The organism is Sediminibacillus terrae (genome assembly GCF_009602435.1).
GTDB classification, from domain to species: Bacteria; Bacillota; Bacilli; order Bacillales; family Amphibacillaceae; genus Sediminibacillus; species Sediminibacillus terrae.
This window is the reverse complement of record NZ_VZDQ01000027.1, coordinates 1-25,661: the sequence shown is the minus strand read 5'-3', so window position 1 is coordinate 25,661 and position 25,661 is coordinate 1. Positions and strand designations below refer to the sequence as shown.

Annotated in this window: 19 protein-coding genes, 11 tRNA genes and 1 rRNA gene; 4 read left to right on the top strand and 27 right to left on the bottom strand. The window is 45.5% G+C overall.

The genetic code is table 11. The annotated features are described in order from the left end of the window. The first annotated feature begins 309 nt into the window (after nt 1-309). Complete coding sequence (locus F6X55_RS16990) at nt 310-510, top strand: cold-shock protein (RefSeq protein ID WP_026571528.1); 201 nt, start codon at nt 310-312, stop codon at nt 508-510. A gap of 145 nt (nt 511-655) precedes the next feature. Continuing rightward, on the top strand, nt 656-1,420 hold the full coding sequence (locus F6X55_RS16985) for an SDR family oxidoreductase (RefSeq protein WP_153464889.1): 765 nt from the start codon (nt 656-658) through the stop codon (nt 1,418-1,420). 42 nt (nt 1,421-1,462) lie between these two features. Here F6X55_RS16985 and F6X55_RS16980 read toward each other — a convergent pair whose 3' ends face one another. Together F6X55_RS16980 and F6X55_RS16975 are read right to left on the bottom strand one after the other, a co-directional pair. Continuing rightward, complete coding sequence (locus tag F6X55_RS16980) at nt 1,463-2,506, bottom strand: DmpA family aminopeptidase (RefSeq protein WP_153464887.1); 1,044 nt, start codon at nt 2,504-2,506, stop codon at nt 1,463-1,465. Between the two features lie 32 nt (nt 2,507-2,538). Then, nucleotides 2,539-3,396: an AraC family transcriptional regulator gene (locus tag F6X55_RS16975; protein WP_026571531.1), complete on the bottom strand. Its 858-nt coding sequence runs from the start codon at nt 3,394-3,396 to the stop codon at nt 2,539-2,541. Nucleotides 3,397-3,601: 205 nt separating this feature from the next. On the opposite strand from F6X55_RS16975, the gene F6X55_RS16970 reads away from it, so the two are divergent. Continuing rightward, nucleotides 3,602-3,988, top strand: a complete 387-nt coding sequence (locus tag F6X55_RS16970) for a DUF5391 family protein (RefSeq protein ID WP_153464885.1) — start codon at nt 3,602-3,604, stop codon at nt 3,986-3,988. Nucleotides 3,989-4,035: 47 nt separating this feature from the next. Here the strand turns inward: F6X55_RS16970 and F6X55_RS16965 are convergent, their stop codons facing one another. The 11 genes from F6X55_RS16965 to sigW form a co-directional block, all read right to left on the bottom strand. Further along, on the bottom strand, nt 4,036-5,022 hold the full coding sequence (locus F6X55_RS16965; RefSeq protein WP_153464883.1) for a glycosyltransferase family protein: 987 nt from the start codon (nt 5,020-5,022) through the stop codon (nt 4,036-4,038). A 195-nt stretch (nt 5,023-5,217) separates the two neighbouring features. Next, entirely contained in the window at nt 5,218-6,696 is a 1,479-nt protein-coding gene (locus F6X55_RS16960) for a Na+/H+ antiporter NhaC family protein (protein ID WP_153464881.1), read from the bottom strand. Nucleotides 6,697-7,074: 378 nt separating this feature from the next. Next, entirely contained in the window at nt 7,075-7,716 is a 642-nt protein-coding gene (locus F6X55_RS16955) for a peroxiredoxin-like family protein (RefSeq protein ID WP_153464879.1), read from the bottom strand. A gap of 99 nt (nt 7,717-7,815) precedes the next feature. Continuing rightward, nucleotides 7,816-8,526, bottom strand: coding sequence for a hypothetical protein (locus tag F6X55_RS16950; protein ID WP_235162429.1), 711 nt, complete (start codon nt 8,524-8,526; stop codon nt 7,816-7,818). 569 nt (nt 8,527-9,095) lie between these two features. Then, the gene (locus F6X55_RS16945) at nt 9,096-9,710 is read right to left on the bottom strand and encodes a TetR/AcrR family transcriptional regulator (RefSeq protein WP_051381984.1); all 615 of its coding nucleotides are present in this window, start codon (nt 9,708-9,710) and stop codon (nt 9,096-9,098) included. A gap of 604 nt (nt 9,711-10,314) precedes the next feature. Next, complete coding sequence (gene glmS / locus F6X55_RS16940) at nt 10,315-12,120, bottom strand: glutamine--fructose-6-phosphate transaminase (isomerizing) (protein WP_153464877.1); 1,806 nt, start codon at nt 12,118-12,120, stop codon at nt 10,315-10,317. A gap of 565 nt (nt 12,121-12,685) precedes the next feature. Next, complete coding sequence (glmM, locus tag F6X55_RS16935; protein ID WP_026571537.1) at nt 12,686-14,035, bottom strand: phosphoglucosamine mutase; 1,350 nt, start codon at nt 14,033-14,035, stop codon at nt 12,686-12,688. Between the two features lie 34 nt (nt 14,036-14,069). After that, a complete protein-coding gene (locus tag F6X55_RS16930; protein ID WP_026571538.1) occupies nt 14,070-15,308 on the bottom strand; it encodes a CdaR family protein in 1,239 nt (412 codons plus the stop codon). Further along, entirely contained in the window at nt 15,301-16,128 is an 828-nt protein-coding gene (gene cdaA / locus F6X55_RS16925) for a diadenylate cyclase CdaA (protein WP_026571539.1), read from the bottom strand. Before cdaA ends, F6X55_RS16930 begins: the two co-directional genes overlap by 8 nt. 238 nt (nt 16,129-16,366) lie before the next feature. Then, on the bottom strand, nt 16,367-16,978 hold the full coding sequence (locus tag F6X55_RS16920; RefSeq protein ID WP_153464875.1) for an anti-sigma factor family protein: 612 nt from the start codon (nt 16,976-16,978) through the stop codon (nt 16,367-16,369). Nucleotides 16,979-16,994: 16 nt separating this feature from the next. Then, entirely contained in the window at nt 16,995-17,558 is a 564-nt protein-coding gene (gene sigW / locus F6X55_RS16915; protein WP_026571541.1) for an RNA polymerase sigma factor SigW, read from the bottom strand. A gap of 201 nt (nt 17,559-17,759) precedes the next feature. On the opposite strand from sigW, the gene F6X55_RS16910 reads away from it, so the two are divergent. Further along, nucleotides 17,760-17,909 (top strand): aspartyl-phosphate phosphatase Spo0E family protein, encoded by a 150-nt coding sequence (locus F6X55_RS16910; RefSeq protein WP_081704465.1) that lies wholly within the window; start codon nt 17,760-17,762, stop codon nt 17,907-17,909. Between the two features lie 47 nt (nt 17,910-17,956). Here the strand turns inward: F6X55_RS16910 and rocF are convergent, their stop codons facing one another. The 14 genes from rocF to rrf form a co-directional block, all read right to left on the bottom strand. Further along, nucleotides 17,957-18,862 carry an arginase gene (gene rocF / locus F6X55_RS16905; protein ID WP_268744580.1) on the bottom strand — a complete coding sequence of 302 codons (906 nt, stop codon included), beginning with the start codon at nt 18,860-18,862 and terminating at the stop codon, nt 17,957-17,959. Nucleotides 18,863-19,150: 288 nt separating this feature from the next. Beyond that, nucleotides 19,151-19,223 (bottom strand) — tRNA-Ala (locus F6X55_RS16900). A 4-nt stretch (nt 19,224-19,227) separates the two neighbouring features. Then, a tRNA-Gly gene (locus F6X55_RS16895) sits at nt 19,228-19,302 on the bottom strand. A 3-nt stretch (nt 19,303-19,305) separates the two neighbouring features. After that, nucleotides 19,306-19,390 (bottom strand) — tRNA-Leu (locus tag F6X55_RS16890). Nucleotides 19,391-19,672: 282 nt separating this feature from the next. Beyond that, nucleotides 19,673-19,745 (bottom strand) — tRNA-Lys (locus tag F6X55_RS16885). Between the two features lie 34 nt (nt 19,746-19,779). Then, a tRNA-Gln gene (locus F6X55_RS16880) sits at nt 19,780-19,854 on the bottom strand. A gap of 61 nt (nt 19,855-19,915) precedes the next feature. Beyond that, nucleotides 19,916-19,998, bottom strand: a tRNA-Tyr gene (locus F6X55_RS16875). Between the two features lie 63 nt (nt 19,999-20,061). Beyond that, a tRNA-Thr gene (locus F6X55_RS16870) sits at nt 20,062-20,137 on the bottom strand. A gap of 3 nt (nt 20,138-20,140) precedes the next feature. Further along, nucleotides 20,141-20,216, bottom strand: a tRNA-Val gene (locus tag F6X55_RS16865). A gap of 16 nt (nt 20,217-20,232) precedes the next feature. Further along, nucleotides 20,233-20,307: transfer RNA gene (locus F6X55_RS16860), tRNA-Glu, on the bottom strand. Nucleotides 20,308-20,569: 262 nt separating this feature from the next. Beyond that, complete coding sequence (locus F6X55_RS16855; RefSeq protein ID WP_419866471.1) at nt 20,570-24,889, bottom strand: S8 family serine peptidase; 4,320 nt, start codon at nt 24,887-24,889, stop codon at nt 20,570-20,572. Nucleotides 24,890-25,249: 360 nt separating this feature from the next. Next, nucleotides 25,250-25,322: transfer RNA gene (locus F6X55_RS16850), tRNA-Thr, on the bottom strand. Nucleotides 25,323-25,325: 3 nt separating this feature from the next. Further along, nucleotides 25,326-25,400: transfer RNA gene (locus F6X55_RS16845), tRNA-Asn, on the bottom strand. 7 nt (nt 25,401-25,407) lie between these two features. Further along, nucleotides 25,408-25,523: ribosomal RNA gene (gene rrf / locus F6X55_RS16840) — 5S ribosomal RNA — on the bottom strand. Nucleotides 25,524-25,661: the final 138 nt, after the last annotated feature.

Sequence of the window (25,661 nt, the reverse complement as noted above, 5' to 3'; positions counted from 1 at the left end):
ACTTCCGTTCCGCTACTTTTTCTATTTTTTCGTCCTTCTATATAATCACCTTTCATCATAGAACGATATTTGCAGGATTTCAACACGTAAACTGAATATTCACACACCTTATATCACCTCCACCCAAAAAATGAATCTTTTTACCTATGTCCATTGATGAAGTATCCATGATATACTTAATTCAATTATTGTTGTTCGGTATGATTGTAATGAAAGAAGAAAAAGCTTTTAAGCGATTATCGTCTTGAATGATTTTATAGAGCAAGAATAGTAATATATTGTGCTAAAAGCACGTGGAGGAATTTTTTTATGACTAACGGTACAGTAAAATGGTTTAACGCAGACAAAGGTTTCGGTTTCATTGAAGTAGAAGGTGGCGACGACGTATTCGTTCATTTCTCTGCCATTCAAGGCGAAGGCTTCAAAACATTGGATGAAGGCCAAGCAGTTACTTTCGATATCGAAGAAGGCAACCGTGGACCTCAAGCAGCTAATGTTGAAAAAGCGTAACTAGTCTAACAAAAGGCTTTCCTGTCACAGGAAAGCCTTTTTTGTATTTCCAAAGCTGCTTAGAAAGCTTGAAATGACTGGCTGAATTCAGCTGAAGTCGGGTAAGATAACCTGGTAAATTGATTATACTCTTGGAGGGTTCCATATGAATGTTTCCAATAACACCATTTTGATAACAGGCGGCTCCTCCGGAATCGGGCTTGCCCTGGCTGCACGTTTCCTGGAAGACAACAATACTGTCATCATCGTTGGCAGGAATGAAACAAAGTTGGACGATGCGAAACAAAAATACCCGCAGCTGCACACCCGTAAATGCGATATTGCCGACGAAGCGGATCGAGTTGCACTGTTTGAATGGGTAAAAAAAGAATTTCCTACAATCAACGTCCTTGTAAATAATGCGGGCATTCAACAAAGAGCAAACTTGTTCGAGGCGGCCGACCATTGGGCCGATTATCAAAAGGAAATTTCGATCAATGTCGATGGGCCAATCCATTTATCCATGCTGTTTGCACCCCATCTTGCCAACCAGGATAGTGCGGCAATCATCAATGTATCTTCCGGTCTGGCGTTCACACCAGGAGTATGGGTTCCTGTCTACAGTGCCACAAAAGCCGCCATCCATTCTTTCACAGTATCGCTCCGACTACAGCTAGCCGGAACGGGTACAGAGGTCATCGAAGTTCTTCCTCCGGCTGTCAATACAGATTTAGGCGGAGCCGGCCTCCATACATTCGGTGCCGACCTGCATGAATTCGCGGATTCTGTATATAGCAGAATCAAACAAGGCGATTTGGAGATCGGGTTTGGTACCTCAGAAAAAAGACTGCGCGCATCGCGTCAGGAGTTAGAGGAAGGTACACAACATGCTTGGAGAAACTTTTTAAAGAACAATCCAGACTTCCTTTGAGATAACAAGAAATCACCGCCGGAAAAGAATCCGACGGTTTTTTTATAGGAACCCGATAAACTCACGCAGCGAATACAACGTATTTCCATCCCTGCCTGTTACAGTTTCAGCTGTGAGCATCGAATTGAGTATGGCTTCTTCTGTAGCGTCTGCAACTGCAAGGAATGCCGGGTCGATGTCATCCTCATGAATGTAGCGATGACAATTAACTCTCCCATCAGAACGATGAGCGACTTGATTGACTGTGGAAAATCCGATGACGATATCGCCGCTGCCGTTTCCAATATAGGAACCACAACGGCTCAAACCAACCCCCGCTCTTTTAATGATTCGTTTCAACTGGCGCGAAGATACTGGCAAATCGGTTGCAACCACGATCATCACCGACCCCTTGTCGAGTTCATCGCGCTGTACTGCCAGCCGTTGTTTAATGATTTTCCCTGCTTGCTTGCCGTTTATCCGCAGCTGTTCCAAGGAGCCGAAATTAGTAAGTGTCAGGACTCCGATTGTATAAGAGCCATGCGGGTAAGAGACCACCCTGGAAGAAGAACCAATCCCACCTTTCAGCCCGAAGCATTTCATTCCTGTGCCAGCACCGACTCCCCCCTCTTGAAAATCGGTGGTGACGGAAGTCAATGCTTCTCTAACGTGTCTGTTCTGAACTGCTCTTGTCCGAATATCATTCAGGTACATATCATTGCATTCCCCGACAAGCGGGTTGACCGTCCCGGTCGTCCGGCCTATTTCCGGGTTATGCTCCAGCATATAATCGATCAAACTATCCGTACACGTTCCAATGCTTAAAGTGTTGGTCAACAGGATAGGCGTTTCGATCGTCCCCAGCTCTTCCAGCTGAATTGCGCCCACCGACTTGCCAAAACCATTGAGAACATGGACAGAACCCACAACTTTGTTGGTGAATAAATTGCCTTGGTGAGGAAGGATAGCTGTGACCCCAGTCTTTAACGGCCCGTCATCAATAGTGGCATGACCAACCGTCACCCCGCTCACGTCAGTAATTTTATTCAAGCGTCCGGTTTCCAGGCTGCCAATCTCGATACCATAATCCCTGATTCTTTTCTGCATGTGACTGTCCCTCCTCTTTCCTTAGCTGCTTCTCATTTTACAGGAATCCAGATTTCTGAATAAAGATCAAGGCGGGCTGGATCATCACTGGAATACACTTCTAATTCCGGTGTCCCTGCATGCTTGTAACCACTAGTGGGAAACCATTCCGTAAAAATCCGCTTCCATACTTTCTGCATGGCACCCGGCATCGGTCCACGGACCTCGAAAACCGCCCACTTGGAAGCAGGGATGTTCATTTGCTCGAATGCTTGTGGAGGATCACCATCAAATGCTGTTGCCACCCAATAATCAATTGTCCGCTTTTCGTTTTTATTATCAACACAAACACCAAGCACCCCTTTAATCGGACCGTTATTCAGACGAAACAATCGCTCATCTGTTCCATCATTATTCACCTGATTCCATAGTTTCGGTATTTCTTTCAAGTTTTCGTCATCGGTGAGAGAAAAGGATCGTTTCATACCTGCCACTGAAAAACCTTCCATTTCGACAATTCGCCACTTCATCGGATCTGCTCCTTTCAACTGTACCTGGATGGTCAGCCGGTTATAGATTGTCAGCATTTCAGAAAGCCTTCTCGATTCACTTGGTGATATACCGTGCTGCCTTCGAAAAGCTTTTGAAAAAGCCTCGGGAGTGTCATAGCCATACTTATAGGCGAGATCGATCACCTTGCTACTGGTTTGGATCAATTCCTGTGCAGCCAATGTCAGGCGCCTGCGCCGTATATATTCACCAACCGATATGTCCGTCAAGATGGCGAATGTCCGCTGAAAGTGAAAAGCGGAAACATGCGCTTGTTTGGCAACATCCTCCAAATTGATCGGTTCCAGCAAATGGTCTTCCATATAGTCAATCGCCCGTTGGATCGATTCTACCCATGCCATGTCGTTCACTCCTTGCTTTTATACTAACAACCAGGAAAACAATCATCCTGTCATTCTATGCTTTGCTGTGGCAGTACCTACTTTTTTCATTATAAATGAAAAACACCTTCGTTTTTGTAAAAATCTGATATTTCACTATTAATCATGATGAAACAAACGTATAATGGACACGAATAATGAATACGAAAAGAAAGGGTGGATTTTCTTGAAAAGAAAAGTCACGATTTTTACGATTGTTTCCGCTTTGCTTTACGGGTTGGTCATTATTTTGACAACTCTGACACCACTGGCAGACATCGGTGAAAACGCCAATCAATTCAATACGACTGGCATGTGGCTTGCAGTCAGCATGGTCTTTATCTGCTATTTCGTGCCGTTGATCCTTTTTCTATCTGGTATGACTTGGGTGAAATTTGTAATGGCTGCATTATGCGGAGTAGGATTACTTAGCTTCCTCCCGATGTTTTTAGGAGGCTCCTTTTTTACGGTGAACAACGGGATGTCTTTATCGCTGTTTGCTTTGTTGGTTGCTTGCGGTGCAGGCGTCGTCATCAATATCATGTGGTACTTTGCAGCTTTCCGGACAAAATGATGGCTATCAAAAAAAGAGCAGGAAATTCCCTACTCTGAAAAGAAATCTTATATCTTGTTTAAATAATTCGTTAAATAAGTTACAAACTGCTTTGCCCGCATCTCGTTCGTATGATTTTGATGGATGAAGTCATATCCATTTTGGACAATTTGATTTCGTTGTTCCTCATTATTTACATAATACAACGCTTTTTCATAAATCTCATTCGTATTGCAGGCAACGTAGTGGACGCCGTCTTGAAAACCCAACTCTGTGATTTCCTGGTTTGGTTCTGCCAACAGCAACGTTTTGCACCCCAATACTTCAAAATACTTCAATACCGCAAAAGCCCCACTGGAATTTCGACTTCCACAGGTGAAAAATATTTTTGCCCGGTTCAATTCTCTGGCATACTTCTCGTTAATGTACATTTCCGCTGAGTACGGAACTTTATGACCCGGGTGCGGATGGAATACAAATCCCGGGACATCTTTCATCGTATTCAGCACTGCTTCCCGAAAAGCATAGCGACCCTTTGCTGCTAGTTGTCTCGGAGGATTCCGTTCATCTTCATAATATAACAATCCCATCAATAGATAATCGATATCCTTTTTCATCTTCCAATCCTTGATGATATCTGGATTGATCGACCATGGCAGCCAGCACAATTTATCCTTGTATTGCGGAAATACAGTCAGAAAGGGATTTTTACTGACAGAAAAAATCAAATCCACCTTGTTTTTTTCGATATATTGAATCCTTTTCGTTTTAGAAAAATGCAAGTCGATCACAAAACAGGCCTTGGGAATATCAATATCTGCCAAACCGGTTATGACAGGCGCGAGCCCATTGTCCCAGGCAATATCATAATGAAATATAAAATCCGGTTTCCATTGTAATGCACCCAGAATCTCATGGATGTTCCCATCCTCATGCCAATAATTCACTTCTGCAAATTCCTCGATAGCACGCAACATATCTATCTTTGGTTTATGCTTGGGAAAATCCAGCCAAAATTGTCTTACCAGAATCAGGATTTTTAATTTTTGTTCCAATCGGACCGTTCACCCCCAATGATGGACACTCATTTTCTTTTCCTGCCCCATTGCCATATAATATGTGAGGGATTTTCTAATGGACTAGATAGCTATCATAATATAGAGGAAATTTGTTTGATGCTGGGACAAAAAAGAGGCTGCATCCGGGATCAGTCAGGAAACAGCCTCTTCTGGATATAATTCTTCTGTGTTTTAATCGCCGCTCGGCGGTTCTTTGCTTTCTTCTCCATTTTCCCCTTCAAATCGCAGTCCCCAGCCGGTCAATGCCGCTACCAGCATCACGATAACAAGAAACCATCCTTGGAATACGAACGGGAATACAGAAGTCGGCGCTACAACCGGCAGCCAATCGTACGTGTCCTGCATCATTTGGATCGTCGACCAACCCAATAGTACAGGCGCTCCCCACGGGAAGATGTATCCCAGTGCAGACGTGACCGCATCAAGCATGTTCGCCCTCCGATAGCGATGTATGCGGTATTTGTCGCCCAGCTCCTTGACAAATGGAGCAGCGGCAATTTCCGCAGCAGTGTTGATGGTGATAGCACTATTCAGCAAGGCAACAATCGACCAGATGGCAAATTCAGCTTTACGGATCGATGTCTTAATCCATTTGACCAACGCATTGGTGATGACATTCATCGTGCCACCCAAGCGAAGCAAATGAGCAGCCCCCACTATCAATAAGATTAAAATGGCCATATTAATATAACCTGTGATTCCGTTGATAAGCGCACCTTCCACAATAGCATCCGAATCCGGATTGAATCGGATAATATCGCTGAAGGCTCCCAAATTTAAGAAAACAATCAACGGAATCGAAACAATGATTCCCCACGTCAACGAAGTAATTAAATGATGTCCGGATAAAGCAAGAATCAATACGAGAGCGAACGGAATCAACATCAATAACCCTTTAGGATCGGCGGAATCGAGCATCGCGGTACGAGCTGTTTCATCTGTGGAAACCGCTGCGCCGCCTCCAAATATGGCAAACAGCAGTGTGGTTGGAATAGCAGCAATGATTGCGTATTTGAATCGGCTGCGTACTACGCCGGGCACATCGGCGTTTTGTGTCGTAGCGGAGACGATCGTCGTGTCCGAAACAGGAGCCAAGTTATCACCGAACACCGCACCGGCTAAAATCGCCGCGAACAACATGACAGGATCGGCTTCGGTTGCAATTCCTGCCGGATACATGAGCGTACAGAAAGCAACTGTAGTACCATATCCCGTTCCGACAGCAGTGGAAAAGACTGCTGCAAGCAAGAAGGTCAAAGCGACGAAAAGTCCACCGGTCAGGCCGGTAATCGCACCGATCCACACCAGCCCCTCAACCAAACCACCGGTCTGCAGGACTTGAGCAAACATCCCGGCATAAAACCAGGCAACCATGGCAATTACGCCGATTGGCTGGGCAAGACCATCAAATAAACCCTGTGCATAATCCTCCCATTTGCTTTTACTGAACAACAGCCCAAGCGTTAAACCGATGACAGCCCCCATCACCAAACCGATTTCCGATGACAGCTGCAGTACACTCGTCGTTATCGCCCAAATCACAAAAAACAATAACGGGACAGCTGCACCGAAGGCCCCTCCCCGGAACTCCAGTTTGGTGACGGCTTTACTGCCGGTTGCACGGGCAAGATCTTCCGTATCCTTTGTCATATTCCCCCACCTCAATTCCAAAAAAATAAAAAACATGGATGCTGTTTTTTTATCATGACAGGAAACCATGTTTATATAGCACATTTTATCATACCGGATTTTATTTAAGGAATAGAAGAATATATTTCCTGAAAACGAGCCATTGGACCTATAATACTCCAAATGGATATCGCATGGAAGCATCTTTCGGAATATCCTTCAACAAACTTCCATTTTAATGGATCAACCTATGTTTCATATAAAACACCCCAAACGTTAAATTTTCAATAACATTTGGGGTGCAATATGTTTTAAATGCCTATTTCGCATTTCATTGTACAAATATGTTTGTATCCAGTCGGAAAGCTTCTCACTGTTGCTCCTGGGACAACAGTGAAATTACAGCTTTCTTAATTCATGCATAATACTTTCCGGATCTAACCGCTGCATAAAATCCGGATTCACGTAGGCAGAACGGATAATTCCGGACTCGTCGATCATAAAAGTGGAAGGAATCGGCAGGATCCAACGGTTCGTCGCGTTGTATTCTGTCAGATCCATACCAATTTGTTTCATAATATCCTGGATGTAATCCGGAACGTCGTAAAGAATATTATAGAAAGCAGCCACAAGACCGTGTGTATCGCTAAGTACTTGGAACGTCAGTTCTTCTTTCTCCTGCTGGGAAAGCGTGTTGTCCGGGCTTTGCGGGCTGACAGCGATCAACCGCCCTCCAAGGGCTTCGATGTCCGGCAATAGCCTCTGATAAGCCTTAAGCTGACTATTGCAGAACGGGCACCATCCACCGCGGTAAAAAGTCAGGACAACAGGTCCTTTGGACAATTCCTCATAAAGGTTAACCTCTTCTCCCAAAGCATTCTTGAGTGTAAAATCCTTTGCCTTCTGCCCCTCCTGTCGCCCGTACACAATATCGGATTCCTGCTGCTCCCGAATCTGACGGAACATCTCCGTTTGAATATCCAAAGGGGTATGGGCAATAAATTCTTGTTTGGCTTCCGCTAAAGTTTGAGTTAATGACATGTTTTGCATCTCCTTTTTAATTAGAACTTTCTCAAAAGAGTCTGTATATTAAAAAGACTTGCTGGTTTATTGTCATGCTAAATCTCCATTAATGATGCTTCATTCGCCAGACATCTCGATCGGCGATTCGATCAACGCCACCCTGCCCTCCCTGCGCAAATGAATGATTTGTGCCGTCAAGCCAACAATGAGAATAACGAATAGAGCGGCTTGGGCGCCTAGAAGAATTGGCGACTTCACATCGGCGGCTATAGGATTGCCGTCCGGAACACGGGTCAAGGTTTCGGTAACGGTCGGTACCATCAATAGAAACGCCGTCAAACTAAGGGAGATTGTTTCAAGGTACTTGCCTGCACGCCCGAAACCCCCAATACGCCCTATGCTGTATCCGGTGAGCAGCAATAGGATTGTAGCTGTTCCAATGACATAGCTGACCGATTGATGTGCGATGGGGAAAACGGTGATAGCACCAATCAGCATCGAAATAAAATAGAAGATACCGGACCTAGACCGAGGCACGATCCGTCCGTAACGAGCAAACATATATATAGCCAGCGGAATAGCGGGTAAGCTGCTGAGTGTATGCACCCAGCCGAGTGATGAAATTCCAAACATAATTGTCTCCTTCCAGTCCTTAAGGACAAGGGTATTTGTTCTGTCTTCGTGCGAGTCAATACTAGCAGCTGACAGCATTCTGATCAGATCGGTGATGACTTGACTTGGATTAGGATCAGCAACATTGATGATAGATGGAGGCATCGGCATCGACATCCATACCTGCACGGATTGTGTCGCAAGGAAAAGCGGCAAACATCCCCTCCTAAAATATAGAATTTCCGGCCAGCACGGTTCTTTAATTGACGGCAAACTACCTACTAGAAGGTAGATTATAAGGCGAAATCCACCATTAAAACTTGGCGTCTCTTTCCATCTGAGCAACCATCACCACACTAAAACACTAGATGGAGACGGCCATAACTGATTTCGGTTTTCCGGCTATGAAAACTGGTAAAATCCTATAGCAGTTCTTGGGTATGTAGTCTGATTCATCGCCAGTCAGCATGTTTCCCAACCATTTAGCAACAAGGTACAGTCCTAGCTCCCCGCGGTTCACTATGGCACGAGGTATCCTGTAGACTCACTTGGATTTAACGAACTCGCACGGCTTGCCCCCAAGATTGAATAAATGTTCACAGGATAGGAGATCCCAATCTCGGCTTCACCCGCAGACTGACAATGTGAGCAAGACCGCAGCGAATTGTTGTCTCAGTATAATCCGCACAACTAGTGAGCTTATTCTAAATAATACGCAGACTTCCCCCTAAGTGGGTTAATTTCAAGGGAGGTCATGTTGAGCCCCTTTCATCTCGATCATAACTTCAATTTTCGCCATCGCGACTTTCATTGCAAGAGAGACTCGAAGTGAACCGTTCCAAGAGTTGATCTGTCACGGCGCCGAATATCTGCGGATCACCATAAGCCCGCGCCGAAAGCATCGCGCCATGAACCGTGGCCATGAATGTTTCGGCCTCGTCACCAGGGGCACTCACAAGATGAAGTTGCTTGTGCCGCACACCGCGTTCCAACACGGATGTCAACCATGCCGACAGGTAGCGGAAATGTGACTGGACCTCTTCTACGACTTCCTCGGGAAGGACGGGAAGCTGGCTTGCCAACAGCGCGCAGACACAAAACGGAGCGCTTGCGTCCGTGATACAGGCTTCCCAATAACCAACGTAGAGCCGAAGCTGTTCCAGCGGATCAGATACCTGAAGTTCGAGATTCGCCATCCCCGCTTTAGATTCTTCCCGATATCGCCTAACGAGCGTTCGTACCAAATCGACCTTGCTTGGAAAATGGTGATGGATACTCGCCTTACGAATCCCAACTACATCAGCAATGTCGGCATAACTGAAACCGTTGTAGCCGCCAGTGACGATCAGAGAACGCGCACAAGCCAGAATGTCATCATAAGTGGTAGATGTTTTTGCCATACCTCTGCACTACCTCCTAGTTGTAATGTGCCAACAAATCATCTACCACCTTGATATTTACCTTACGAATCTCAGCCGCAACAATGCGGGCATAACTGGATCATTGTAGCCGCCAGTGACGATCAGAGAACGCATACAAGCCAAGGGGGTATCATAAGTGGCAATTTGATTTGTCACACTTATCCTACCATCAGGTAGGTAGTCTGTCAATATATCATTCACCACCTTGAAAATTATTTCATTTTTACGTACTCATTGATTGACTAAATTTTACTTTATAATGTCCTTATCACTTTCTCGTTACTTTTCCAAGACGAACTTCTCCCTTTTCAATCAAGGAAATGCGATTATAATGTGATTAAGTTCTTCACATAATGGAAAGAAGAATTAGGAGTAAAAACTAAAAGCGAAAAGAGATAAAAAAAGGCCGGACCCCTACTGGATCCAGCCTCGATTTGATTAACTTAAAATGATTGTGTATCTCTCCTTTTTCCCACATTCTACCCTCGAATGTACCAACTATTTAGCAGTAGGTACAGACCTTTTGGAATGGGGAAGAAGAAAGTAACAGGGAGATAACAGCAAGGGCTTGTGCCTGTTTTTATTACTCCACTGTCACACTCTTCGCCAAGTTACGCGGCTTATCAACATCACAGTCACGGTGCAATGCAGCATAATAAGCAAGCAGCTGCATTGGAACGACACTTACCAGTGGTGTCAGCAATTCATGTACATGAGGGAGAACCAAGGTGTCGCCCTCCTGTTCCAAACCTTTCATGCTGATAACGCAGGTCTTCGCTCCGCGGGCCGCAACCTCCTGGACATTGCCGCGGATGGATAAATTGACACTTTCCTGAGTCGCCAGCGCAATCACTGGAGTGCCTTCTTCGATCAACGCAATTGTGCCATGCTTCAGCTCACCACCGGCGAAGCCTTCTGCCTGAATATAGGAAATTTCCTTCAGTTTCAAGGATGCTTCCTGAACGACAAAGTAATCAAGTCCTCTGCCGATATAAAACGCATTGCGTGTCTCTGTAAAGAAGTCTCTGGCAATTTCTTCGATTATTTCTTTTTGGTCGGTCAAACCTTCCATCGCGTTGGCCACAATAGCCAGTTCCTGAAGTGGATTGAAGTCGAAAGGCAAGCCCTTCGCTTTTGCTGTGTCCACAGCCAAAATGGCTAGCACCGCAATCTGTGCTGTATATGCTTTGGTGGAGGCAACGGCGATTTCTGGTCCTGCATGCAAGTGCAGGGTATAGTCTGCTTCACGAGAAAGGGTGGAACCCGGAACGTTTGTCAACGTTAGAGACGGGTGTCCTAATTCTTTGATTTTCACTAACACAGAACGGCTGTCGGCTGTTTCACCGCTCTGTGAAATAAATACAAACAAAGGCTTTTCTGATAATAACGGCATGTTGTAAGAAAATTCACTGGCAATATGAACTTCCACGGGAACATTGGCAATGTTCTCCAAGAACTGTTTTCCTACCAGTCCTGCATGGAAGCTGGTACCTGCCGCAATGATGTAAACCCGGTCGGTTTCAAGCATTGCCTGGCGCACCTGTTGATCCAGTTTGATTTCATCGTTTTCATCCTGGTATTCCTGAATGATCTTCCGCATCACAAACGGTTGTTCATCGATTTCCTTCAGCATGAAATGAGGGTATGTCCCCTTTTCGATATCCGTAGCATCGATTTCGACCGTGAACGGTTCCCGTTCAACGACCGTACCGTCCAGTTTTTGCAATTCTACGTTGTCTCTCGATACAATGATGATTTCTTTGTCTTCCAGCTCCATATAACGATCCGTCACTTGCAGCGTTGCCATCGAGTCACTGGCCACCACATTGAAACCATCGCCAAGCCCTACCAATAACGGGCTTTTGTTTTTGGCAACATAAATGGTCTCTTGATCTTCAGCGTCAATTAGAGCAACTGCATACGAGCCCTTCAACAAAGCAATCGCTTCGCGAAAAGCCTGGACGACATCACCAAGCTCTTGATAAAGTTTTTCAATCAGCTGAACGATGATTTCTGTATCTGTCTCGCTATGAAGCGTGACATCGCTCAAAAACTCACTGCGGACATCTTTATAGTTTTCAATTACGCCATTGTGAACGATTGTGAAGCGTTGCGTCGTGCTTTGATGCGGGTGGGCATTTTCTTCACTGGGAGCACCATGTGTTGCCCAGCGCGTATGACCGATACCCATCGTCGCAAAGCTATCATCTGTTTCCACCTTTGAGCGCAATGCCGCTATCCGGCCTTTCACCTTGAACAAATTGATGCCATCATCGTTCAAGGTGGCGATTCCTGCAGAGTCGTATCCGCGGTATTCCAGTTTTTCCAAGCCGTTTAAAAGTACTTCCTTCGTATCGTTGCTTCCAATATAACCTACAATTCCACACATATCGTTGTTATCCTCCTTGAATATAAGGGGCAAACAAACGACCAGCAGAAAAAGTCATCTGCGAAAAATGCCGATTTTCGCGTACAGCAAAAAACTGCAAAATCCGCCAGAAGACTGTTTCCTCTATGACTTTCAGGGGCGTTTCGTTTGCCCCTTTCCCGTAAAATGATTAATAATATCATCTTGTCTTTGTCCTTGTACAAAGAGTCGCCTCTTTGGTTTCGAAGCAAAAACATAACGGTTGAGATGTGTGCAACCGGGAGGCATCCGCCGAACTGCTCGATAAACCTCCTCCTCGTCAACTATTTTCCTCCGTCCGGAAAATAGCCCAGGCGCTTTATGAACCTTTACCTTTACATCGATCCTCCTTCCTTTTTGAATGAAGCATCCATGCCCTAACTGTTTAACCGGTCAGTTAGCCAGTCAAACCTTTAAAAGCAGAATACACTTTATTTTACTGCAAAAAAATCAGACTGGCAATAGTTCTTTCTGTCCGGACATAATAAAATATGCATAAAACGGAATAGAAGTGCCGTTTTATGCATATTCATTTTTTCGAAGTTATCTATTCCCGCAAACCGAGCAATTCATCGATCACATTCGCAACCCGGTCAACATACTTTTCACACTCTTCCTTGGTCGGTGCCTCTACCATGACACGCACCAACGGTTCGGTACCGGATGGACGGACCAGCACCCGGCCATTGCTGCCAAGTTCTTCTTCCACTTTTTCGATGGCATCCTGAATGGCAGTATTGACCAATGCTTCATGTTTGTCGACTACTTTAACGTTTTTCAGTACCTGCGGGAACTTTTCCATTTCCGAAGCAAGTTCGGATAATGGCTTACCCGTTTCCTTCACGACATTGACGAGCTGCAATGCAGTCAGCATGCCGTCGCCAGTTGTATTGTAGTCAAGGAAAATGATGTGTCCGGACTGCTCTCCACCGAGGTTGTAGCCGCCTTTTCGCATTTCTTCCATGACATATCGGTCACCGACCGCTGTTTTATCACTTTTCATTCCGTGTTTTTCGAGCGCTTTATAAAAACCGATATTGCTCATTACGGTCGAAACTACTGTATTATGACGCAGCAAGCCCTTGTCGTTAAAATACTTACCACATATATACATAATCTGATCGCCATCGATAATATTGCCAAGCTCATCTACCGCAATCAAGCGGTCGCCATCACCGTCAAAAGCAAGCCCGATATCCGCTTGTTTTTCCAATACGAAATCACGCAGCGTTTCAGGGTGGGTAGAACCGACCCCGTCGTTTATATTCAATCCATCCGGTGACGTACCGATGGAAGAGATGTCCGCTTCCAAATCGGCAAACAGATGGGAAGCCAGTGAAGAAGTAGCTCCGTGGGCACAATCCAAGGCTATATGAAGCCCGTCAAAGTCATTGTCGACCGACTGTTTCAAATACTGAATATACTTTTGACCGCCTTCAAAATAATCATTGACTTGACCGATATCGCCCCCGACAGGACGCGGCAAATCGTCTTCATCGCGGTCCATCAGTGACTCGATTTCCTGCTCTTGTTCGTCTGAAAGTTTAAAGCCGTCAGGGCTGAAGAACTTGATCCCATTATCCTCTACTGGATTATGGGATGCAGATATCATGACACCTGCTTCCGCGCTGAGTGCTTTTGTTAAAAAGGCAACGCCGGGAGTCGAAATCACGCCAAGGCGCATCACCTCTGCGCCAATCGACAAAAGACCGGCAGACAGTGCGTTCTCCAGCATATTACCGGAAACTCTTGTATCGCGGCCGATTAAAATCTTCGGCCTGCTCGTTCCCTTGGTCAGAACATAACCGCCAAAGCGGCCCAATTTAAATGCAAGTTCTGGTGTGAGTTCTTGGTTTGCTATCCCTCTGACTCCATCTGTTCCGAAATATTTTCCCATGATGCACCTCTCCTTTATTCCTTCACGTGAAATATCATTCTATCTGGACGGTTATTTCTTCAAATTCTGGTTCTACCGCTACTCCGTCCGGACCGCTTATACTGACTGGCAGCTTGTGCTCTCCTTCATCCAGGCTCCCGGCATCGACGGATAACTGAAAATCGCTGGCTGAAATTCCGTCAAGCTCTTCTTCGGTGCCCAGCGCCGTCACGTCCATTTCATCTTCTTCCGGTTCGATAAAATTCAACGTTGCGTCTTCCGGAAGATTCCGGACGTCGATTGGAACGTTTTCAATGGTAGACGTTTCTGTGCGCTCCAATTCAATTTGTACTTTCACCTGTTCCGGCTCCACCAGACGCATCTCCGAGGATGGTGCCAGACTGACTTCCATAGTCGTCGCCTCTGTAATCTTGGAAAGATCAATTTCTTCGGTTTCGATTTGTTCGATTTTCGCCAGATTTTCCTCTGAAGCATAGACCTTGACGTCGCTTGGTTCTACTTCCATCGACTTAATCGAATATCCGTCCGGCAGTTCTCCTCTGGTCACAGTTTCTACCGGCACTTCTTTATTTGGACTGTTGATGTCGACAGATACCTCGACCGTTTCCGGCTCCACCCGGACACTCAGTTCATTGCCCTGACTGTCATAGACTTTGACCGGTACTTCTCTGGAATCAATTGGTTTATCTACATCCTTCAAATCGACATAAGCCTTTACGACTGCAACCTTGTCCACTTCGCTCTGCGAACTGGTTATCTCCACTGTTTCCGGTTCTGCAGAAGCATCTCCGATTTCAAATCCGTCCGCTAATTGACTCGGATTGATATAATCCACTTCCACAGGGAACGATTCGGCTGCTCGTTCCTCTATCGTCACTTCAGCAGTCTTCGGCTCCATGTCGACATTGATGTCGCTCGGAATGCCTGCATATTGAATTTCAACGTTATGCGTGCCCGGTTCAAGCCCCTGCAAGTCGACAAACACTTCAAATGACCGCTGTCTTACCAAAGGGGTTACAGAACTATTCGGACCTTCTATATTCATGTTGACGTTTTCCGGCACACCGCTTACCACATATTTTTCTTCGTCGATTTCAATGTTGACCGGAACATTGTTCATTGTTTCTATTTGCTCAGAACCGCTTGGAATGAAGGTTTTCGAGTCATCTGGCGGAGCGATATTATCATCCAGCCTTACTGCTGTGAACAGTAATATCGCCATTGCCAATGATAATCCTCGGATAACCCAAGGACTTTTCAGCCAATTATCCATTCTTCTTCCCCCTCCAGTTCCAGCTTTTTGCCATAGGGGTCTTGGACGTGACATCCAACTCTTGTTTAAGCATCTCGATCAGTTTTTCCTGATCCAAATCCCTGTGAAGCTCTCCATTTTTTGTACAGGAGATTTGTCCGGTTTCTTCCGACACCACCACGGTCAATGCATCGGTAACCTCGCTGATACCCATCGCCGCCCTGTGGCGCGTTCCCAATTCCTTCGAGATAAATGGGTTTTCCGATAATGGCAAATAACAGGCGGCGGCGATGATTTGTTCATTTTTAAGGATGACTGCCCCATCGTGTAAAGGGGTATTGGGAATAAATATATTGGTCAACAGCTCATTGGTCAGTCTTCCATTGATCGGGATCCCTGTCTCTACATAATCACCCATCGGCGTTTCCCTTTCAATGGTGATCAGTGCTCCGATTCTTCGTTTTGCCATATAATTGCACGACTTTACAATGGCATCAACGTTTCGATTCAGCAATTCTTCTTCGGAAGTGGTGTTCCGTGAGAAAAAGCTTCCCCGGCCCAGTTGTTCCAAAGCCCGTCTGAGTTCTGGCTGGAACAGGATGATGATTCCCAGGAACCCCCACGTGATTGCCTGCCACATCAACCAGTTGACGGTTCGCAAGTCAAGTACACTCTCGCTGCTCAAAAACCAAATTCCAAGCACGACAAAAATGCCCTTTAACAATTGAATGGCTTTCGTGCCTCTGATTAACATGATCAATTTATATAAAACATACCAGACAAGGGCAATATCTATTCCGATTCTAAGTATGTCGAGTACGTCGAATCCCCCATCAAACATGTTTCCACGTCCTTCTATGCATGAAATCTTCTTCCTATCTGTTGAATGATAACGCTATGTACTTGCATTTTAATTCCTCTCAATAGAATTCTCAAGTACCATCCCTCCGGACAAGCTATTTTATTATATCATATATTAACCTTATTCAATAATTGCTCTTAAATGAATATACTTCCTTGTTTTGGACAATATAAAACCTTTGCCCGCAAAAGGTGGCAAAGGTTTTGTTCATGTTCCATCAATCATTCAATGAAAATACACTCTTGGTGATATCTTTGATATGGTACCAAATCCAGTCAAACACTTGGTTCACTTCTTTCAATTCTCCACTGACCTGGCCGGCCGAAGCCATCAGGTGGTCCCCGTTGATAATGACCACATCCCCATTTACTTCTCCTTCTATCTTCACGTCTCCATTTTTAACGACTAAATCACCGTCCACCACCACATCCTCCGGAACGATGACTGTGTCATCCTGGATAACTAAGTTTTTCTGTTTGGAAACGGACAACTGGCCATCCTGGTTCCAAGCGGAGAAAATCCCGCTAAACATAAACAAGAAGAATATCGCTGCTGCTGTTATGAGTGGATGGGCTTTAAACCAGCGCATATATCCGACGCGCCTTTTTTCTTTCGGAAGACTGTCCATCACTTTTGCAGTGAAGCCGGATGGCGCCTGGACTTCACTGCCGCTCTTCAGCATCGTTACTGTTCTTTTCAACTCGTGAAAATGCTTCTGGCACGCTTCACAGGACTGCAAGTGGTTGCGCAACTTATTTTCTTGTTCCTTCGATAGGTTTCCATCCAAATATATATGCATGAGGTTGACAATTTCTTTATCGCAGCTCATTTGTATTCACACTCCTTTACACGTGGCGAAGCCGTTTCCTCAGGGTCTCCCTGCCTCGATGAATCCGTGTTTTCACTGTACCCATCGGTATATCCAATATCTCACTTATTTCTTGTAAAGACAATTCATCGAGATACCTCAAGGCAATCACTCCCCGGTATTTGGGCGGAAGTGCCATGATTTCCTGTTGAATGTAACTCTGCAGTTCCAGGCTTTCCACTTCTTCCTCGGGCAATGCTTGTTCTGCGGGCAATTGCGAATACATATCCAATCCATCGGTCCCTTTTACTTCTGCATCCAGAAAGTAATCAGGTTTTTTCTTACGGATCCTGTCAATGGACAAGTTGGTTGCAATTCGATACAACCATGTAGAAAATTTGCGACGTTCATCGAAGGTATGGATATTTACATAGGCGCGAATAAAAGCTTCTTGAGCTATATCTTCTGCTTCATGACTATTACCCAACATCCGGTAACATATTTGGTACACTTTGTTCTGATAAAAGGAAACAACATCCTCAAATGCAGATTGATCTCCTTTTTTCACTTGCTTTATTTTTTGCTTTATCATCAGATCCATTTAAAAATACCTCCGCTGCATTTGCGGTCACTACCTATACGAGTGACGATGGTTTGAGGTTTCAATTTTTTTGCTGTTTTTTGAACAAACAAAAGCAGGAACATTTTCGTTCCACCGAAAAAATAGTAAAAATTTATGTTTATAGGTCTATTAAACCGGGTAAATATTAACAACTATATTATATCAGTTTGGGAGGAAGGTATGGATATTAAATTGTATTTGTTGGAAAAAATTGAAGCTTGCCGCAAGGAAATGCTAGAACTGTCTCACAAAAAAGAACTTACCTCCGATGCAGTAGTCTCGGCCAGTACCCGGCTCGATTACTGGCTGAATGAATACGATAAAGCATAATCGAAAACAAAAAACCCCCGCTTTTCAGCAAGGGCCACACCATAAAACTACTTTAATTTTTCTCCAAATAAAGAACCCATTAATCCCACAGCTATTACAGCTGTTTTATTTTTTTCATCCAATATAGGATTTACTTCCACGAACTCCGCAGAAGTGACCATGTCTGTTTCCGCCAGCATTTCCATAGCCAGATGGCTCTCCCGGTAACTCAGACCCCCGATTACCGGAGTACCCACTCCCGGTGCATCTCCCGGATCGAGTCCATCCAAATCAAGGCTTAGATGCACGCCGTCGGTTCGATCCTTTAAATAATCGATGACTTCCGTTATCACCGCAGACATTCCCATCCGATCCACTTCATGCATTGTATATACCTTAATGCCTTTTTCACGGATAAGCTCTTTTTCCCCTTCATCCAAAGAACGCGCTCCGATGAGGACAATGTTTTCCGGTTTTATTTTTGGCTGATAACCTAGTATATTGGTCAGTCGCTCGTGTCCCAGTCCAAGATTCACCGCCAATGGCATGCCGTGTATATTCCCGGAAGGCGATGTGTCCGCCGTGTTAAGGTCTCCGTGAGCATCGTACCATATCACCCCAAGGTTTTCGTAATGCTTGGCTATCCCAGCCAAACTTCCGATAGCAATGCTATGATCTCCGCCTAACACGAGGGGAAACCTTCCGGCAGTTATCACTTCATCCACCTGCTTGGCAAGCAACTCATTCCCTTCGGCAACTTGGCCTAAATTGCGCAAGTTGTCTTGCAGCTGTTCCGCCCCCCGACTCGGACGGGAAATTTTAATATCCCCCAAGTCTTCGATTTGAAAATTCAACGCCTCCAGAGTTTCCAACACACCGGCATAGCGAATCGCGCTCGGTCCCATATCGACCCCACGTCTGTTCTGTCCTAAATCCATCGGAACACCTATAATCGATACTTTCTTATTAACCACAATGTTGCCTCCTCCCGATTTATCATCCCTTTATAACTCCAAGGATCCGCTTTCATTTTTTCAAAGTTCGTTACTTCCTATCTTCATTTTAGTCAAAAGTGCAGGAATGACTCAACCGGACAAAAAATTGTATATATATACGGAAGTGGCAGATTGATATTCCTGCCCACATAAAGGATTGACTTAAGACCTCGAGCGGGAGACGCTGAAGCCAGACACACACCCTATTTCATTCCACATAAAAAGGGTAAAACTACTGTCAACAGTAATTTTACCCTTTATTAGAAGTGGAGCCTAGCGGGATCGAACCGCTGACCTCCTGCGTGCAAAGCAGGCGCTCTCCCAGCTGAGCTAAGGCCCCATATTGGAGCGGAAGACGGGATTCGAACCCGCGACCCCCACCTTGGCAAGGTGGTGTTCTACCACTGAACTACTTCCGCATATGGTGCGGATGGAGGGACTTGAACCCCCACGTCCGAAGACACTAGAGCCTGATTCTAGCGCGTCTGCCAATTCCGCCACATCCGCAAATTTTAATGGCAACAACGAGAAAGACATGGAGAACACTGAAAACAGCCCTGTCCATCTTAAGTTAAACAATGAGCCATGGAGGATTCCGACGCCGCAGGCTAGTCCTTGCATCCTTTTGTTGTAAACCGAAAGCAAGGGGAACCGTAGGTGAGAATCCGACCACAACTTCCTTGATGAGCCATGGAGGATTCCGACGCCGCAGGCTAGTCCTTGCATCCTTTTGTTGTAAATCGAAAGCAAGGGGAACCGTAGGTGAGAATCCGACCACAACTTCCTTGATGAGCCATGGAGGATTCGAACCTCCGACCCTCTGATTAAAAGTCAGATGCTCTACCAACTGAGCTAATGGCTCACAATAAATCCAATCATCTTACTTATAAAAGAAATGGCTGGGCTAGCTGGATTCGAACCAGCGAATCACGGGATCAAAACCCGATGCCTTACCGCTTGGCTATAGCCCAATAAAAACAAAAGCAGTGCCAGCTGCTCGCACTTAAATCGTTTTTATATGTTTTTAAATGATGGAGGGAGTAGGACTCGAACCTACGAACCCGATGGGAGCGGATTTACAGTCCGCCGCGTTTGGCCAACTTCGCTATCCCTCCATGTATTAATGGACCTGTACCCCTATTATAATCTTCGGAATGCAGGTTATACAATTAAAAAGATGGTGCCGGCCAGAGGACTTGAACCCCCAACCTACTGATTACAAGTCAGTTGCTCTACCAATTGAGCTAGGCCGGCAAATGGTGGAGGATGCAGGGCTCGAACCTGCGACCCCCTGCTTGTAAGGCAGGTGCTCTCCCAGCTGAGCTAATCCTCCAACTAACTAAAACATATGGTGACCCGTACGGGATTCGAACCCGTGTTACCGCCGTGAAAGGGCGGTGTCTTAACCACTTGACCAACGGGCCAGTATTGTCTATCTTTCAAACTGACAGATACTATTATAACTCAAATAGGTGGTGTTTGTAAAGAGTAAATTTTTATATTTTATTTTCTCCTCTAACAAACGCCGTTCCTGTTTCTAAGCACGAATATGATTATAATAGGTATTGTGGATTTTGACAAGCATTTTTCCGCAAAAACTTTGCCGTTCTTCCATAAAAACAACCCCTTGGTGAAACGGCACCAAGGGGCCAATCCATTTATATAATATAGGGGGAGGTAAAAAGCTTAGTCTTCCGTGTTAATAAACAATTTCCCTTCGGCTGCTGCCTCGGTTGTATTACCGTAATCATCACTTATTTTCACCACAATTTCCGCTCCTTCCGCTACCAAATTGGAAGTAGCTGTCCAGTAACCAACATAATGTCCATCTTCGGTTTCAGTCATCGGCAGCTCGGTAGCGTTGTTGGATAAATTGGTTAAAGGCATTTTGATATAGAATGTTGCATCCAAATCCGCTTCTGAATCAAACTCGATTTTCACTGATTCGCCTGCTTGAAGTTGGACATCCTCTTCTGGTAAAACATTGGTGATTTCCGGCGCAGTCAGTTTCGCGTCAATGGTGACGGTTTTGACACGGACATTACCGGCTTTGTCAACAGCCCGGACTTTAATTTCGTTCTCACCATCATCCAGAAGAATACGCTTAGAAAACGCTCCATTTTCATCAACGTCTGCTTTCTGACCGTTCACTACCACTTTATCAAGATTGTCTTCTTCAACCTCGCCAGTAACCTTCACTACCTCTTTATTCGTTTTTTCTCCATCTTCCGGAGAAGTGATAGTAAGCTCAGGCTTCTGTTGGTCGAGTGTTATGACAACCGGGTCAGAAGGGTCAGTGGAACCGTTATCGGTAGAAGAAACAGCTGTCAGGGAATTAGCCCCTGGTTCAAGTGTAACATCGACCGAAAATTCACCAGCTTCACTGACTTCTGTCACCGCTGCTTCTTCTTCGTTATTGTAAACAGTCAGGGTTGTAGATGGTGCCGCGCTTCCAGTAACCGTAACAACTTCTTCCTTGGTATAACTGTTATCTGATGGCGATTCAATAACTGGTGCTTCAGCTGCATAGCTCACCAAGGCCCGGATCATGTAATTCCCTTCGGCCTCTGGTGTTTGACTCCAGCCACCGTCAACCAATTGCCAGCTTCTTCCGGCGTTTTCTCCATCTTCATCAGTACCTAGTCCTGGAGTGTTTGGATTTGGTTGACTTTGAATATAAACCATATAGAAATCTCCGGATACAGAAATTCCTTTATCAGCCAGGTCGACACGCGTCCACTCGCCGTTCCGCAAAGCAGTTGCATCGTATGGTCCGCCAAGTTTTTCACCTGGTGCCCCATCCGGTCCGCTGGCATCGTAGACAGCTACTTGGAATTCCTCTCCGCCAGGTACTGGCCAATCTTCTGTCCAGAAACGGAAAAGACCACCTGTAACCATGGCTGATTCCTGCCCTTCTGCAAGAGACATTTTCACAGCCCAGCCGTTGCCCGCATCATAAAATGCACGTGCATTCTCTGCTGTTCCATCATCGTAACCGATTTCTCCCGGGTACCCAATGAATGGGTCCATTTCGATTGTCAGTTCGACCGTTTCATCCGCTTCAATGGAAACAGAAACTTCTTTAGCGTGAAATTCCGGAGCCATCACACGAAGAGTATAATCTCCTTCATATGCTTCGATGGAGTAAGATCCATCTTCCCCTGTTTCCACAGGATCGACTGCTGCGTCCTCGACAAGCATCAAGGTAGCTCCTTCAATCGGTTCCCCAGTTTCTTCATTGATCACTTGGCCGGAAACCGTACCAGTCGGGATCGGATTCAACGTGAAATTGGCTTCTACTGAGCCTTCTTCCGGAACATCAACAGCCTGCTCCTCGGCATAGAACCCGTACGCGTCTGCTTGTAGAGTGTACTCTCCCGCACCATGAAGTAAGCGGAAGCTTCCATCAGCAGGGTTCGTGTCTACGGAACGATCCGTTTCAAGCACAGTGACTGTGGCATCCAATGGCAAGAGGTTTGGTTGATACTGATCGTCGATTTCCCCTTTTGCCAGCTGGGGTGCAGTCACTTCTTTCAGCTTAGAAGGTGTTAATTTTTTAGGATTGACCTTCTTTTTCTTTTCTACTTTTTTGTCAGCAGATTTCTTATCCTGCGTAGCTGCTTTTGCTTTTTTCGTCGTGTTCTTATGAAGGGAGGCAGTTGAACCATCTGCCTGATCAGTTAATGCTACATCGTCTATATACCATCCTTCACGCACTACGCTTGAATCGGTATCAACGTGAAATCCGACAAACACATTCTGTCCGGCATAATCGGAAAGGTCAACTTCTGCATCCGTCCACCCATCCGTTGTTCCGTTAAATTCTTGTAACTGATCCCAGTTTTCCATGTCAGTAGAAACCACTATATGACCGTAATCATAGTTATTTTCTAAGTTAAACCATGATTTGAATTGTAGGAAAGTATCCCCTTCAGGCACTTCCACTGGCGGCATAACCAGGGTCATGTTTGCATCACTGTCATAATCTCCCGCCAGGTTTGTCCCATAGACTTTTTCTCCTGACGCAGCTTCTTCTGGCCCGGATTCCGGCACACCCCACTGCCAAGTGTTGTTTTCCCCAAATGACAACCAGCCTACCGGGTTTGCTTCAAAGTCCTCTTCGTACCCTGCAGAAATTGCTTCTTTAATAGAAATTTGATACACGTTTGTTTCCACTTCATTTTCGCCAAAGTCCACTGCTTTCCATTTGTATTCCAGTGTGTCGCCTGCGACAGCTTCACCTGGAATCACAGCCTGGTAAGTACCTTCAGTGAAATCACCTTGGACTAATTCTGCAGTGATTGTTTCCCAGTCACCCCCGTCGAGACGGTACTGCAGTTCAACCGTATCAACGCTGACATTATCTTGGACTTGGGCAGAAAGGGAGAGCGGTACACCTTCATAAGTATCTTCCGGGGCTACATGTTCAATGGCAGGCTCTTCGCTATCGTCCCCTTCCTTGTATACATTCCCGGTGATTTCACCCACTCCGCTCACCACTGCGGAAACTGCATTGAATGCATTGACAATTCCGTGACCGAATCCTTCATTAGGATCTTCCGGATATTGGCTGTTCGTAGTTGTATCTGCTGTTTCCATCAGTATATCCTTTACATCTTCTACCGACAGGGAACTATCCGCCTGTAGCAACAGGGCGGCAGTAGCCGCAACGTGTGGTCCTGCCATCGAAGTACCATTCCAGCCACTCTCGTAGTTGCTTCCCGGTACAGAGGAGCGAATGTTCACACCAGGAGCAGCAATGTCCGGTTTTATTTCACCGTCGTATGGAGAAGGCCCTCGAGAAGAAAAGCTGGCCAATCCATCGCTCGAATCGGTAGCAGCTACCGCGATGACCTCTGGGTAATTCGCCGGTGCGGCGATGGTTCCATCACCAGGTCCGTCGTTTCCTGCCGAAAATACCGGAACCAGACCGGCACTTATCCAATTCTGTACCATTGGACGATACCATTCATCCATTCCTGGTCCGCCTCCCCAGGAATTGTTCACTACATCTGGAGCCGCTTCCGGATGAGGCGTTCCGTCAGCATCTTTAGGAGCAAGCACCCATTCACCCGCTTCCAGTAAATCTGCATCCGTACCGCCTGCAGCAGTGAAAGCTTTTACCGCTATCCACTTCGCACCAGGTGCAACACCTATCTGGTTACTGCCATCTTCATCCGTACCTACCATTGTTCCCATCGTGTGGGTACCATGGCCCTGATCGTCATATGGAGTTTCTTCTCCGGCTGTAGCGTCGAACCAATTTAGTTCATGATCTGTTTGATCAGGGTTGGAAGCATCGAAGCCGCGATACTGCGCTTGAAGTGCTGGGTGGTCCCATTGGACACCAGTGTCAATATTTGCAACGACTACGCCACTTCCATCTATCCCCATTTCTTCCCAAACTTCCGGGGCACCTACTCGATCAATATTCCATTCTGTAGCATCTGTACCCTTCGCCAGTTTCATTTCTTTTACCGTTTCTTGCACAGCCGGAGTCAGCTTTCTCACCCTGTTTGGGAGAACCTTTTCTACTTCCGGCATAGCAGCAATTTCCTTCATGATTGCTTCATTACTTGTCACCGCCATCGCGTTGACAATGTAGTAAGAATTAAAAGAAGAGACTTTACCTTTTTCGGTTGCACTCTCCAAATATTTTTTCAATGACTGTTGGGACTCTAAAGCAGTTGATTTTAATTCCGTCACAACTGCGGATGTTTTGACTCGTTTAATTTGGGAGGTTGTTAAAGAAGAATCTTTCTTTTGCGCAGCTGCCTCAGCATTTTTTGCTGCTTTAGCAGTATCTGCCTGATCCTTCATTTTCACCAGATAGGTGACTTCTTTCGACTTTTGAAAGGAATCAGTTAAATCCTTACTGATTTTATTATTTACTTGCAGGTTATCTTTGATGGAAAGACTTGTTGAGGAGCTCTGTGCCGAGGCGGTGGTGTAAGTGAAAAGTTGTAATACCAAAAAAGCGATCAAAGAAATGCTAAGCCATTTCATTTTTCCTCTTTTTGGCCTCAATGGAATTTCCCCTTTCCAATTTTTTTAGACTTACTTTTCTTTCACCTCCTCCATTTTCATTACTTTTCAGAATATTCTAAAGAAGTTACAACGATATTACTAAAACTTTCCAAGCTTGGCTAGATAGTATAGCAAAAAAAGGTAATTATACTCTGTTTTTGTAATATTTAGTCATGGTTAAAGTCCCTGTCTTTTGCAGGAGAGTGAGGAAAGAAGGTATATATACTCAACCGCTTTACATTTTCAAGCGTGACAATAGTCTATATAGTCATATTTGTAACATCAAGCGCATAAAAAAACAGGTTCTCGCAATTTGCGAAAACCTGTTTTTTAAAAAAGAGCTTCCAGCCGGACTTGAACCGGCGACCTCTTCCTTACCATGGAAGCGCTCTACCGACTGAGCTATGGAAGCAAATGGCTCCACCGGTAGGATTCGAACCTACGACCGATCGGTTAACAGCCGATTGCTCTACCACTGAGCTACGGTGGAATAATCTGCCTGGCGGCGTCCTACTCTCGCAGGGGCAAAGCCCCAACTACCATGGGCGCTGGAGAGCTTAACTGCTGTGTTCGGCATGGGAACAGGTGTGGCCTCTCCGCTATTGCCACCAGGCCTGCAGGATACAGGTCGTTCTGTGTTGTTCACAGGACGTGAACGGGCTTAACAGAACTTCCTTGGTGATTAATTAAGAAAAGTGTACCTTCAAAACTAGATAAGAAGGAAGACATCAACGAACTTCACACGTTTGAA

Excerpts from the sequence above, each read along its gene's own strand:
- F6X55_RS16990 (WP_026571528.1), top strand. The coding sequence starts at position 310 with ATGACTAACGGTACAGTAAAATGGTTTAACGCAGACAAAGGTTTCGGT.
- F6X55_RS16985 (WP_153464889.1), top strand. The coding sequence starts at position 656 with ATGAATGTTTCCAATAACACCATTTTGATAACAGGCGGCTCCTCCGGA.
- F6X55_RS16980 (WP_153464887.1), bottom strand. The coding sequence starts at position 2,506 with ATGCAGAAAAGAATCAGGGATTATGGTATCGAGATTGGCAGCCTGGAA.
- F6X55_RS16975 (WP_026571531.1), bottom strand. The coding sequence starts at position 3,396 with ATGGCATGGGTAGAATCGATCCAACGGGCGATTGACTATATGGAAGAC.
- F6X55_RS16960 (WP_153464881.1), bottom strand. The coding sequence starts at position 6,696 with ATGACAAAGGATACGGAAGATCTTGCCCGTGCAACCGGCAGTAAAGCC.
- F6X55_RS16955 (WP_153464879.1), bottom strand. The coding sequence starts at position 7,716 with ATGTCATTAACTCAAACTTTAGCGGAAGCCAAACAAGAATTTATTGCC.
- F6X55_RS16945 (WP_051381984.1), bottom strand. The coding sequence starts at position 9,710 with ATGGCAAAAACATCTACCACTTATGATGACATTCTGGCTTGTGCGCGT.
- glmS (WP_153464877.1), bottom strand. The coding sequence starts at position 12,120 with ATGTGTGGAATTGTAGGTTATATTGGAAGCAACGATACGAAGGAAGTA.
- glmM (WP_026571537.1), bottom strand. The coding sequence starts at position 14,035 with ATGGGAAAATATTTCGGAACAGATGGAGTCAGAGGGATAGCAAACCAA.
- F6X55_RS16930 (WP_026571538.1), bottom strand. The coding sequence starts at position 15,308 with ATGGATAATTGGCTGAAAAGTCCTTGGGTTATCCGAGGATTATCATTG.
- cdaA (WP_026571539.1), bottom strand. The coding sequence starts at position 16,128 with ATGTTTGATGGGGGATTCGACGTACTCGACATACTTAGAATCGGAATA.
- F6X55_RS16920 (WP_153464875.1), bottom strand. The coding sequence starts at position 16,978 with ATGAGCTGCGATAAAGAAATTGTCAACCTCATGCATATATATTTGGAT.
- sigW (WP_026571541.1), bottom strand. The coding sequence starts at position 17,558 with ATGGATCTGATGATAAAGCAAAAAATAAAGCAAGTGAAAAAAGGAGAT.
- F6X55_RS16910 (WP_081704465.1), top strand. The coding sequence starts at position 17,760 with ATGGATATTAAATTGTATTTGTTGGAAAAAATTGAAGCTTGCCGCAAG.
- F6X55_RS16855 (WP_419866471.1), bottom strand. The coding sequence starts at position 24,889 with ATGAAATGGCTTAGCATTTCTTTGATCGCTTTTTTGGTATTACAACTT.